Annotated in this window: 9 protein-coding genes and 3 pseudogenes; 4 read left to right on the top strand and 8 right to left on the bottom strand. The window is 68.3% G+C overall.

The window, feature by feature from the left end; genetic code table 11:
• Positions 1–387: 387 nt before the first annotated feature.
• The 8 genes and pseudogenes from VXC91_RS37375 to VXC91_RS37410 form a co-directional block, all read right to left on the bottom strand.
• Entirely contained in the window at positions 388–1,203 is an 816-nt protein-coding gene (locus VXC91_RS37375; protein WP_329511806.1) for an alpha/beta fold hydrolase, read from the bottom strand.
• Between the two features lie 493 nt (positions 1,204–1,696).
• Positions 1,697–3,730, bottom strand: a complete 2,034-nt coding sequence (locus tag VXC91_RS37380; RefSeq protein ID WP_329511807.1) for an ATP-binding SpoIIE family protein phosphatase — start codon at positions 3,728–3,730, stop codon at positions 1,697–1,699.
• 129 nt (positions 3,731–3,859) lie between these two features.
• Positions 3,860–4,021 (bottom strand): annotated as a pseudogene (locus VXC91_RS37385) (transcriptional regulator); the annotation flags it as partial.
• 708 nt (positions 4,022–4,729) lie between these two features.
• On the bottom strand, positions 4,730–5,866 hold the full coding sequence (locus VXC91_RS37390; RefSeq protein ID WP_329511808.1) for an LLM class flavin-dependent oxidoreductase: 1,137 nt from the start codon (positions 5,864–5,866) through the stop codon (positions 4,730–4,732).
• A 207-nt stretch (positions 5,867–6,073) separates the two neighbouring features.
• Positions 6,074–7,237 (bottom strand): NAD(P)-binding domain-containing protein, encoded by a 1,164-nt coding sequence (locus VXC91_RS37395; protein WP_329511809.1) that lies wholly within the window; start codon positions 7,235–7,237, stop codon positions 6,074–6,076.
• 40 nt (positions 7,238–7,277) lie between these two features.
• Positions 7,278–8,009, bottom strand: coding sequence for a CE1759 family FMN reductase (locus VXC91_RS37400; protein ID WP_329511810.1), 732 nt, complete (start codon positions 8,007–8,009; stop codon positions 7,278–7,280).
• Positions 8,006–8,470: a MarR family winged helix-turn-helix transcriptional regulator gene (locus VXC91_RS37405; RefSeq protein WP_329511811.1), complete on the bottom strand. Its 465-nt coding sequence runs from the start codon at positions 8,468–8,470 to the stop codon at positions 8,006–8,008. Before VXC91_RS37405 ends, VXC91_RS37400 begins: the two co-directional genes overlap by 4 nt.
• A 23-nt stretch (positions 8,471–8,493) precedes the next feature.
• Positions 8,494–9,684 (bottom strand): CE1758 family FMN-dependent luciferase-like monooxygenase, encoded by a 1,191-nt coding sequence (locus VXC91_RS37410; RefSeq protein WP_329511812.1) that lies wholly within the window; start codon positions 9,682–9,684, stop codon positions 8,494–8,496.
• 198 nt (positions 9,685–9,882) lie between these two features.
• Between VXC91_RS37410 and VXC91_RS37415 the strand changes: the two genes are divergently transcribed.
• The 4 genes and pseudogenes from VXC91_RS37415 to VXC91_RS37430 form a co-directional block, all read left to right on the top strand.
• Positions 9,883–10,035 carry a hypothetical protein gene (locus tag VXC91_RS37415; RefSeq protein ID WP_329511813.1) on the top strand — a complete coding sequence of 51 codons (153 nt, stop codon included), beginning with the start codon at positions 9,883–9,885 and terminating at the stop codon, positions 10,033–10,035.
• 127 nt (positions 10,036–10,162) lie between these two features.
• On the top strand, positions 10,163–10,873 hold the full coding sequence (locus VXC91_RS37420) for a phosphatase PAP2 family protein (protein ID WP_329511814.1): 711 nt from the start codon (positions 10,163–10,165) through the stop codon (positions 10,871–10,873).
• Positions 10,874–10,995: 122 nt separating this feature from the next.
• A pseudogene (locus VXC91_RS37425) lies at positions 10,996–11,232 on the top strand (DedA family protein); the annotation flags it as partial.
• Between the two features lie 61 nt (positions 11,233–11,293).
• Positions 11,294–11,629, top strand: a pseudogene (locus tag VXC91_RS37430) (GNAT family N-acetyltransferase); the annotation flags it as partial.
• Positions 11,630–11,677 lie beyond the last annotated feature (48 nt).

Here is an 11,677-nt window from a genome sequence, read left to right on the forward strand (position 1 = left end):
GTGCGGACATCCACAGTCCGGGCATTTCGGATAGGAGCATATGCTCTCATCTGAGGGGTGGCAAGTGGGTCACCCATCACCTCCTTCACGCACACAAAAGGGGCGGCGCGGAGAGACGAAAGGCGCAGGTCGACGCGGAAGACAGCGAAGGGGAGGGCCCCGGGCGGGACGAGCGGCGACGGATGCCGCGCAGGCGCCGGGCCCGTCTGAAGGCCGCCGCATCAACAAGATCAAAACGTGGCGCGGACTGCAGCCGCGGCCGCTCACGGGCGCGGAGCGGCTCCATCGATCGCCGGCCGCACCTCGCCTCCGGCGCGATTCACGAGCGGGGCCTCGCCCGTCACGACGCTGCGGACCCGATGGAGGAGGCGGTGCCCCGCGGCAAGGTCAGTTCGCCCGCCACCAGTCGGTGACGATCCTGGCGTAGTCGTCCGCGCCCTCCTCCCAGACGTAGTGGCCGACGTCGAGGACGTCGAGGATGCTGTTGGGCAGGTGCTCGTGCAGGTATTCGGCGTTCACCACGGGCACCACGTGGTCCCTGCGGCCGGCGATGATCCGTACAGGCGTCTCGATGCCGGGCAGCAACTCGCGCAGCAGCGGCAGTTCGACGGGGTAGGCGCGGACGTAGGTCATCTGGTCGACGATCCGCTGGCCCACGTAGGACGCGAGATAGTCTTCGCGCACGATCTGCGGCAGCTCGTAGCCCTGCATCTTGTCGAGGGCGATCGTCACGATGTCCTTGGGACCCAGTGCCCGGTACGGCGCCAGGTCCTCGGCGTGCACCCAGTCGTTCAGCGGACCTCCCAGCTGCACCGGGACCGCGGCCCCGCCGCTGCCCACGACGGCGCTGCGGAATCGGTCGGGGTGGTGGGCCGCGGCGAAGAGCACCGCGCTGGTGCCGATGTCCGGGCCCACGACGTGTGGCTTCACCAATTCGAACTCGTCGGCGAGCCGCACGATGAATTCGCTCATCGCCGTGGGCGACAGCAGGTCCTCCCGGAGTTCGGAATGCCCGAACCCCGGCAGGTCCACCGCGACGAGGTGAGCGTGCTCGGCCAGCCGCGACCAGGTCGCGTCGTAGGCATACAGGCTGACCGGGAACGGGCTCAACAGCAGGGCCACGCGGTCGCGGGGCCCCTCGCTCTCGGCGTACCGGACGTTCAGCCCGTCGATCCTCCGGAACCGCGGTTTGATCTCACTCATGTGTTCGTCCTCTTGCGTCATTCGGGTTCTCGCGCGGGTCGCTTCCCGCCCAATACGAGCATATACTCTTACTTCAGGAGGGCGGCCCTTCCTCCGAGGGAGGCGGCCCCCGCGCCCCGCCACCCGAGCCGGCAGCCTGACCTGGTCGGATGAGGTGTTCGGCAGGCGCACACCTCATGCACGCGCTTCGCCAGTTCGAGAAGGTATCGCCCGCACCGAGCCCTGGGCCGAGCCACGCCGCTGCGCCCACTGTCCGGGCCAATCAGCCTGACAGAACAGCTCATGCACCCTGAAGTCCGCCGACGAGCGGGCTGGCGGCCCGCCATGTGCAGCCTGCGCCCATCCGTCGCGAGAGGGCTTTACGCAGGCCGATGTGGTGCACAACTTCGGACGCCAGGCCCCCGGACACTGCCGCACGCCTCGACGGCAGGACTTGCGTCACCTGCTTGGAACAGGAGATCTCAGCAGGTCGGGAGACGTGCGATGTTAAAGATCAAGCTTCCAGTCCCAGTTCGGCCCAGATGGTCTTGCCGTCAAACCGTTGCCGTGTGCCCCAGCGCTCGGCGAGCTGCGCCACGATGAACAGCCCGCGGCCGCCCTCGTCGAACACCCGAGCCCGGCGCAGGTGGGGAGCGGTGTTGCTGCCATCGGACACTTCGCAGATCAAGGTGTCCTGGCGGATCAGGCGCAGTTGCACGGGGCCCCCGCCGTAGCGGATGGCGTTGGTGACCAACTCGCTGACCACGACTTCTGTGGTGAACGTCGATTCCTGCAGGTCCCAGTCTGCCAGCTGGAGCGAGGCGAGGTTGCGGGCACGAGCGACCGCGGCGAGATCGTCTGACAGGTCCCACGTGGCAACGTGCCTGCTGTCGAGTTGTTGGGTGCGGGCGATGACGAGGGCGGCATCGTCTCGGGAGCGATCATCGTCCACCGCATCCAGGACGTGGTCGCACAGCTCTTCCAGGGAGGGCATCGGCTGGGACAAGGATTTCTGCAGGCGCTTGAACCCTTCATCCCGGCTGTGAACGGGGGACTCGATGAGACCGTCGGTGTACAGAGCGAGCAGGCTGCCCTCGGGCAGGTGCAGTTCGACCGTCTCGAAGGGGAGTCCGCCCACGCCCAGCGGAGGACCGGCAGGGATATCCATACGCTCGGCCTGTGAGCCCGGACGCACCAGGGCGGGTGCAGGATGACCGGCGCGCGCGGCTGTGCAGCGCCGCGAGACCGGGTCGTAGATCATGTACAGGCAGGTCGCACCGACCTCACCGTAATCCGCTCCGACGTCGCGGCTGCCCTCCTGCGCGTGGTCCCTGACCATTCGTCGCTGGATGACGAGGTCGTCGAGGTGGGTGAGCAGTTCGTCGGGCGGCAGGTCGATGTCGGCGAGAGTGCGTACCGCGGCGCGCAGGCGCCCCATCGTTGCCGAGGCATGAAGGCCGTGCCCGACCACGTCGCCCACCACCAGCGCGACTCGGGCCCCCGAGAGCGGGATCACGTCGTACCAGTCGCCGCCCACTCCAGCCCGGGAGTCCGCAGGCATATAGCGAGTAGCCGCTTCCACCGCCGGGTGCTTCGGGACCACCTGGGGCAGGAGGCTTCGCTGAAGCGCCAGGGAAGTGTTGCGCTCGCTGGTGTAGCGGCGGGCGTTGTCCACGCACACTGCGGCTCGTGCCCCGATTTCCTGCGCCAGTAGCACGTCATCGGCGTCGAAGGGGTCCCGGCCCCGGGAGCGCGTGAAGAGCGCCGCACCGAGGGTCGCTCCCCGGGCACGGAGGGGAACCGCCAGCGCGGAGTGGGGTGCATGCGTGTCGGTGCCGACGGCATCCACAGGCCAGCAGGCGGCATCGCCGGTATCGGTGATCTCCACGCGCATGGGTGCGCCCGTCATCAGGCTGAGGGCGGGTACCGACCCGGGGCAGTAGGTGACGGCCGCGCCCGACCGTGCGGTTCCCGGGGGGACGGCCAAGGCGGATTGCCAGGCCGTGCGGCGCAAGGTGATCTCGCCCCTGCGAGGCCCGAGGCTGGGCTCCTCGCCCTGCAGGACGCAATCGAAGAGGTCCACGGCGGCGTGGTCCGCGAAGCGATGAACTGCCGCTTCAGCCAGTTCCTCGGCGGTTCGAGCCACATTCAGGGTGCTGCCGACACGGTCGCTGGCCTCGCTGAGCAACATGAGCCGCTCGCGAGCGATCATGAGGCGATTCAGGCGTCTCGACCCTGCGATACGGACGCGACAGACAGCCAGGCTGATGCCCAGCGCGACTGCCAACGCCATGATGACCGTGATTTGACTGGCGTACCCGATGTCCTGGCGCAGAGTCCCGTAGATAGCAATCACAGCGGTGAGGTTGAAAAGGCCCACGATCATGGTCTGCCGCAGCGGCAACAGAGCGCTGGCCACGACAGGGATCAGTACGGAATACTCCGGCAGTCCCATGACGTGTATGTGAGCAACAGCCAGTGCCAGCTGTACGCCCGAGAAGAGCGCAACGCTGAGGAGCAGAAAGGCGAAGCTCCTGCTCAGCCGCATCGATTGCAATGTAGTACACCTCCACAAGCCGGGGGGTCGGCATGCGGCCCTGTGGCGGACCCCCGCGCTCTGTGGGCGGCCTTCGCACAGTTCCATTCTGGCTCAAGGCCGCTCACGTGAGGCCGCTCGCGTCACCCCGGCCGGCAGAGCGACTTCCTCGCGTCGCAGTCGTGGCACGCGCCGACCTGCCTTCGTCGCGAGGCCGACCTCCTGCGGGGTCACCCGGGCCCGGCGTGAGCATAGGACACTCAGTTCGGCATTACACGCAGTGCCCGAACGCGTACTGCCCATGCTGTTGAGTATAGGCGGGGAGAATCGCGGGCTCAGGACCGTGCCATACCCTCAACCAAGTGGGGCGGCCTGGAATTACCGCCGCATCCGGCCCTGCCCACTCCCGGCCCGAAACAGCCGACCAGCGCGCCACAACGCCCGCGCTCCCGACCAGAGACAACACTCCCGCGGGCACGCAGGACCCGGACACGGACACCCCCAGGCCCTCCGCCCGGTTGCTCTCGCCCGGAGTTGCACGCGTTCGGTCCTGTGCCCTCCCGGCCTGCGCGCCGGCGCGACCACCACCCAGCCCGCCGCCGTGCCGTGGCCAGTGGGGCCCCCGATGGCACCGCGCTCTCACTCGGTTGCCTCACGTAGCCACCGACCACCAGCGGGCCCGGTTCCCACGGCTGCGAACGCGCAGGAAGACTCGGCTGTCATCGAATCGTGCACGTCCAAAGGCGTCCTGGTACCAACCGCGCAGCTCCTCCCAAGCACGATCGAGGCCGCCGCGGGAACCGTGTTGAGGGAATCGGCACGGCGACGGTGGCACTGCTCGGCAACCGCCACGGCTCTATCGACCTGGGCAGACCGCACCAGGCACAGACAGCAACGGTGATGGTGTTCCCGCCGACCTCGATGTCCGCCATCGCCGGGCCGCGCCGACATGGCGGTACACGCGTTCGCGTGTCCACGGTCGTGGCCCCTGCGCCCGTGAAAGGGGTGGCTTCAGCGCTGCGCCCGCTCGATCTCCGTGGCGGCGTCGGCGACAGTCCGGCCATGGACGGCGGGGCGCCCTCCGTAGGGGTCCTCATCGCTCCACAGCGTCGTCGGGGCAGCCTTGCGGACAACCGGTATGACCTCACTGGCGAACCGCTCGAGCATGTTGAGCTGCTGCTCATGCGGGATCATCGTCGGGAGGTTGAAGGACTGCAGATCGTGTCCGAACCCCTCGTGGAACCAGAGGATCTTCTCGGCGATCTGCTGCGGCGACCCGACCAGGACCGGGCCACGCTCGATGGCGTCGTCGATGGTCGGGAACTCTATCTCGTTGCCCGGCGTGTGATTCCCCGGCTTGCTGAAGAAGGCCATGATCTGCTCGTACGTCGGCCCGAAGGCCTTCCGCGCCTCCTGGGTCGTCTCGGCCAGGTAGAGGAAGCCCGCACCCGCGGCGACATAGGCGAACCGGGGGTCATGTCCGTGCTTGGCGTACTCCGTGCGGTAGTGGTCGATGAGTGCGGTGTACTTCTCACGAGGCTGGATGGCGTTGGCGGAGAAGAGCGGGTCGCCCCACTTCGCCGCGAGGCTCGCCGAGGTCAGCGTGGTCGCCGACCCGTGCCACACGCGAGGAGCGCCGGCGAAGGGACGCGGCAGGCTGGTGACCTCGTTCAGCGGTCCGCGAAAGCGCCCCTGCCAGGAGAGGTTCTCCTCGCGCCACAGCCGGCGGAGCAGCTCGTACTTCTCCGCCAGCGCGTCCCACTGGTCGCCGTTCTCGATACCGAACATCGGCAGCTGACGCAACTCGTTGCCCTTGCCGATGACGAGCTCGAACCGGCCGCGGGAGAGCTGGTCGACAGTGGCGTAGTCCTCGGCGAGGCGCAACGGGTCGTGGATCGACAGGACCGAGACACCTGTCTGGATCCGGACCCGGCTGGTGGTCGCGGCGATCGCACCGAGCACGACCGAGACGCCGCTGGAAAGGAAGGGTCCGGCGTGCCGCTCGCCCAGCGCGACCGCGTCGAATCCGAACTGCTCGGCGTAGCGTGCCGAGGTCAGCGCCTGGGAGTACCGCTCGTCGGTGGGGACTTCACGCCCGGTCACCGGATTCTTGAGGTTCGGCAGGATGTCGAGGACCTGAAACTTCATGAGACAACCTCTGGTTCTTTTACTGGACTGCTTGTCGGGCCGACATGACGCAGTGCCGTTCAGGCCTCGGTCATGCTCGTGCCCTGGTGGGAAGCGGCCGATCATCACGCCGAAGCCAGGAGGATCGACCAAGTAGACAGCCGTGCCGAATGCCTGGGCGCAGGGCGATCGCGATCGCCCTGCCCCTGGGAGTGGCGACGGGGCGGGTCACGTCTTCGAGGTCCCCCCTGCGTAGGCGCTTGCCGCGGAACCTGAGCCGCTCAGCGGACCGTTCGAAGCAGCGTTCCACTGCCGCAACAGGCCGTTGACCGCCTCACGGCCGGCGCGGTTGGAGCCGACTGTGGACTGAGACGGTCCGAAACCGACCAAGTGCACGCGTGGCTCGCCGACCACCTGGGTGCCACGCATCGTGATCCCACCCAACTCGTTGCGCAGCCCCAGAGGCTCCAGGTGCGCCAGGGCGGCCTTGAAACCCGTGGCCCACACGATCGCGTCCACCGGAGTGAAGGAACCGTCCGCCTCACGGACGCCGTTGGGCTCGATGGCGGTGAACATGGGACGACGCTCAAGTACCCCCCGCTCCTTTGCAGCCAACGCATACGGAGTCCAGGCCAGGGCGGTGTAGGAGGCGACACTACCGGTGGGCCTGCCCGCTTCGACATCGGCGGCAACCTTGGCGACGATCTCACGGCCGACGACCTCGCGGTCGAACCCGACGTCAAGGAAGACCGGTTCGCGACGCGTGTACCAGAACGTGGTGGCCACCCGGGAGATCTCCGCCAACTGCTGGAGTGCCGAGACGCCCCCGCCGACAATGGCGACCCGCAGGCCGGCGAGCCGGTCGGCCGAGACGTAGTCGTGCGTGTGCAACTGAATGCCGGTAAAACTCTCCTGCCCCGGGTAGTGGGGACGGACGGGGTTGGTCCAGGTGCCGGTGGCGTTGATGACCGCCCGGGCAGTCCACCTCCCTGCGCTGGAGTCGACCACCAGCTCCCCGTCGGGCCGGGCATCCGCACGCCGTACGGCGGTGACGGTCACCGGCCGCAGGATCGGCAGATCGGTCGCCTGCTCAAAAGCGGCGAAGTAGCGCGGCAGCGCTGTACGACTGGGCTCGTCGGGGTCGACGGGTGGCTGCGGGAAGTCGGGCAGGTCGAAGATGCCGTTCACGGTCGCCATCCGCAGCGACTCCCACCGGTGCCGCCACGCCCCACCGGCTGCCGGTTCGGCATCGAGCACCACAAAGGTCCGGCCGCCGTCAGGACCACCCGGGCCTGTCAGGGCGTTGGTGAAGCCGCGCCGCTTCAGGTGGTAGCCGGCCGAGAGCCCAGACTGCCCGCCGCCTATGACCACCACCGTCGCGCGCCCACCCACTCGCTCCGGCCCTGCGGCTCCCCGAGCCGGAGCGAGCGCGTCAGCGTACATCGGTCCGGTCACCGGCCGGGGGTCGTGCGGTTCCGCCGGTGGCCAGGCGCATGAGATCGGTGTCGAAGTCAACGTCGTCGACGCCGCGTTCGGCGCGGGTGGCGTTGCCGCCGAACGTGTGTTGGTAACCCGCCCAGTTGCCGTCGGCGATGTCACGACCGGCGCCGCTGCGCAGGACGGTGGCGAGTTCGCCGGCCGCGCGGGCGATGCGCTTGCCGAGGTCGGTGGAGCCCCAGTCCTCCGGTGCGGCGTAAAGGGAGGTCGGCATCGGGATCGCCCGCAGGAATGCGAACAACGGTCGCAGGTGGTCGTCGACGACCATGGAGTGCCTGGCCGAGCCGCCGGTGGCGGCAAGGATCACCGGTTTGGCAATGAGCAGGTCGTTGTCGATCAGGTCGGCGAACGACTTGAACAGACCGCTGATCCCTGCCTTGTAGACCGGAGCAGCGGCGATGATCGCGTCCGACTCGGCGAGCTGTGCGATGGCGTCCTGCACCTTCGGGTCGGGCATCCCCGACACGATCGACCGTGCGATCTCAACGGCGAGAGGTCCCAGATCGATCGAGCGCACACTCGCGACGATGCCCATGCCGCGGAGGGCGTCGATACTCTTCTGAGCGATCCGGTCAACCAGCAGCCGGGTCGAAGACGGATCACTCACGCCGGCATTGACGACCGTGATGCTCAGGACTTGTCGGGGGCCGACGGACTCGTTGTTCATGCGGTGTTCCTTGAATCCGACGCGGAGTGCTGCGAGGTTGCCGAGGGAGCTGCGGCGACGAGTGCCTTTCCGAAGTCGCGCAACGTTTCCAGCTCTGCCGCGGTGAGCGCGCGGGTCATCGCCCTCGCGACATGCCGCGCGTGCGCACGACCGACGCGCCGCTGGACATCGCGTCCCTCACTGGTCAGCACGATGCGGCAGGCACGGCCGTCGTCGGGATCCGCGAGACGCTCGACAAGGCCGCGCTTCTCCAGCCGCGCGACCAGCCGGGACACCCCCGCCTGAGTCAACAGGACGTCGTCGATCAGATCGGTGATACGCAAACCATCCTCGGCGTCGGCAAGGGCGTAGAGCACGCCGTACTCCCGGGGCGCGACGTCGCCCCAGTCACCGTCGAACTCGAACTCGCGCACCAGGGTGGCCTGCGCCCTGAACATCGCTTCCCAGGCCTCGTTGGCCAACCTCGTCGAGCCCCTGACAGCCGTCATCGCAACCCTCCCGGGAAGCGAGCCGCCTGGTCCGGAGCACTGTCCTGGTAAGGCGAGGTACCCGAGAGGTTGTCGCCCCGGTTGGGGTTCGGCCGCAGCCGGCGCGGTTCGGCGTCACCGTACTTCGCCTTGACCAGCGAAGCATGCGTCGGTGCGTCCGGCACCCCGGGCTTGCGGCGCGCCTCCATCTCCTTACGCAGTACCGGGACCACCTCGGTGCCCAGCAGCTCGACCTGCTCCAGCGCCATGTCGACCGGGAGGGCGAGCGCGTCGACGGAGAAGAGCTGGCGCTGGTAGTCGCCGAATCCCTCCTGGAAGGTGAGCACCTTCTCGATGACCTCCTGGGGACTGCCCACTGTCAGCGGCGTGCCGGCCATGAAGTCCTCCAGCTTCGAGCCGCGGAACATCGGGTAGTTCTCGAAGTAGGGCCGGTAGGTGTTGATCGCGTCCTGGGAACGCTTGGCGATGAACGCCTGGCCGCCCAGCCCGACGATGGCCTGCTCGGCAGTGCCGTGGCCGTAGTGCTCGAACCGCCGCCGGTAGAGATCGACGAGCGGCTTGAAGTGGAAGTTCGGCGCCAGGATGTGGTTGGCGAAGAACCCGTTGCCGTAATACGCCGCCTGCTCCGCGGTCTCAGGGGTGCGGATCGAGCCATGCCACACGAACGGCGGGACGTCGTCCAGCGGGCGCGGGGTGGAGGTGAAGCCCTGCAGCGGGGTGCGGAACTTTCCTTCCCAGTCGACCACGTCCTCACGCCACAACCGGTGGAGCAGGTTGTAGTTCTCCAGGGAGAGTTCAACACCCTCGCGGATGTCCTTGCCGAACCACGGGTACACAGGGACGGTGTTCCCGCGTCCGAGCATCAGGTCCAGCCGCCCCTTGGCGACGTGCTGCACCATCGCATAGTCCTCAGCGATCTTCACCGGGTCATTGGTCGTGATCAGAGTCACCGCGGTGCTCAGGACGATCCGCTCCGTCAGCGCCGCGATATGAGCGAGCAGAGCCGGCGGAGAGGACATCACGAACGGTGGGTTGTGATGCTCACCCAGCGCGAAGACGTCAAGGCCCACCTCGTCTGCCCGCCGGGCGATCTTGATCAGGTTGCTGATCCGCTCCGCCTCGCTCTGGGTGTAACCCGTCGTCGGGTCCGGCGAGATGTCACCGACACCGAAGATGCCGAACTGCATGCTGCACTCCTTGCTGATACATGACTTCGCATGTACTCCAAACAACATGATGGCGCATGTATTCCCGGCCTGCCTTGTGGCGCCGTGATTCTGGTCATAGCCAGGCTTGTCCTGCTCGTCACTTCCACCCGCCGGAATAACAGGAGGAAGGCCTCATGTTCCTCGACTCGTTCGATCACAGCTGATCAGGAGGCAGGCATGGATGATTCGCTCACCCCGCCGGACCGTAGCGGCGACACCGACGGCACCCGGATCGTCGTCCCACTGTGGCGGGCCCCGCTGGGCCCCGGCCCCGCACCGATTCCGGGCCTCGCCGGTGACCACCGGGACTCCCGGGCGGTCTCGCGATGAGCACCATCACGCCCCGTGCCCACCACGCCCGCCACCTGGTGTACGACGCCGTGTCCGGTCGCACGCCGCGTCTCCCGCGGTGGCCCGCCACCCGCACCCGCGCGTCCTCCCCCGCACCGCCGTCGTCGTGGCGGCTGTCGCCGGCTACTTCGCCGTCCGGGGGCTGACCGACAGTTCCCAGGAGCAGGCGCTGCACAACGCCACCCTCGTCCATGCGGCCGAGGGGGCTCTGCACCTGAACTGGGAGTCATGGCTGCAAGGCCTTGTCGTCGACGAGCCCACGGTCACCCGCGTTCTCAACTGGATCTACATCTTCGGCCACTGGCCCGTCATCGCCGCGACCTTGGTCTGGCTGCTGTCCCGGCACGCCGAGGTGTACGCGAGGGCGGCCGGCGCCATGCTGCTCTCCGGTGCGGCCGGTCTGATCACGTTCGCCGCGTTCCCTGTGGCACCGCCCCGGCTGGCAGGCCTCGGCATGACCGATACCGTCACCGAGCAGTCCCACGCCTACCGGGTGCTGCAACCGCCCGCCTTCACCAACCAGTACGCGGCGATGCCCAGTCTCCACGTGGGCTGGAACCTGCTGATGACGATGGCGGTGCTCGCGGCCACCCGCAAGGTCTGGCTCCGCGTCCTGGCCGTGGCACTCACCGTAGCCATGGACGCCACAGTCGTCCTGACCGCCAACCACTATGTGCTCGACGCGTTCGCGGGCGTGGCCCTGGCGCAGCTCGGCTGGGGCGTGGCCGGCTATCTGCAGGCCCGGTCCCGGAGCGCGCCCGAGGGCCCCGCCGTGCCATCGCCCCGGGTCGTCGTGCCGCCGGGCCGGACGGGTTGACCGTCGTGAACCTCAATCACCTCGTCGAAACCGCCGGCCCGTGGGCGTACGTCCTCACCTTCCTTGTCGTGGCCGGCGAGACCAGCGCCTTCATCGGCCTGATCCTGCCCGGGGAGACCCTCGTGCTACTCGCCGCGGCACTGTCGGCACACGGCCAACTCGACCCCGTCCCGCTCACCGCCGCCGTGATCGGCGGCGGGATCGCCGGGGACAACGCGGGCTACGCCCTGGGGCGCTGGTACCAGCACCATCCCCGCGCAGAGAGACTGCGCCGCCGCGTCCCCACAGGACACCGCATCGAGCGTGGTCGCGCCTTCCTTCGGCGCCGTGGCGGCACGGCCGTCTTCACCGGCCGCTTCGTCGGTTTCGTACGGTCCTTCGTGCCCTTCGCGGCCGGGGCGTCCGGCATGCCGTACCGATCGCGTCGTCGGGGCATGGGAGCTGTGGTGGGAGGACGAGGACGCCTGGGGGCCGCAGCCACCGACAGCCGGCTATGTGCACCGGCTGATGGTCGACCACAGCAGTGTCCCGCCCGGGACGGGGCTGCAGCTTCTGCGAGTTGCGGAGCGCCGCGTGGCCGAGGCGGGCCTACCGTTGGTGCGTCTGGACTGCCTGGCCGGCAACGAACGTCTGAATGCGTACTACCTCAATGCCGGCTACCAGGTTGCCGGACGCAAGGAGGGCAAGCCGCAGCCGGGCGGAACGCCCAAGTCGTTCACGCTCCTCGAAAAGTCCATGCGGGACAGCGGGGCATAGGAATCGCCTGCTCTGACGGCTTGCGTCGTCAGGGGTGATGGGCTGTTC

It is taken from the genome of Streptomyces chiangmaiensis (assembly GCF_036281785.1).
Lineage (GTDB): Bacteria > Actinomycetota > Actinomycetes > Streptomycetales > Streptomycetaceae > Streptomyces > Streptomyces chiangmaiensis.

Excerpts from the sequence above, each read along its gene's own strand:
- VXC91_RS37375 (WP_329511806.1), bottom strand. The coding sequence starts at position 1,203 with ATGAGTGAGATCAAACCGCGGTTCCGGAGGATCGACGGGCTGAACGTC.
- VXC91_RS37380 (WP_329511807.1), bottom strand. The coding sequence starts at position 3,730 with ATGCGGCTGAGCAGGAGCTTCGCCTTTCTGCTCCTCAGCGTTGCGCTC.
- VXC91_RS37390 (WP_329511808.1), bottom strand. The coding sequence starts at position 5,866 with ATGAAGTTTCAGGTCCTCGACATCCTGCCGAACCTCAAGAATCCGGTG.
- VXC91_RS37400 (WP_329511810.1), bottom strand. The coding sequence starts at position 8,009 with ATGAACAACGAGTCCGTCGGCCCCCGACAAGTCCTGAGCATCACGGTC.
- VXC91_RS37410 (WP_329511812.1), bottom strand. The coding sequence starts at position 9,684 with ATGCAGTTCGGCATCTTCGGTGTCGGTGACATCTCGCCGGACCCGACG.
- VXC91_RS37415 (WP_329511813.1), top strand. The coding sequence starts at position 9,883 with ATGGATGATTCGCTCACCCCGCCGGACCGTAGCGGCGACACCGACGGC.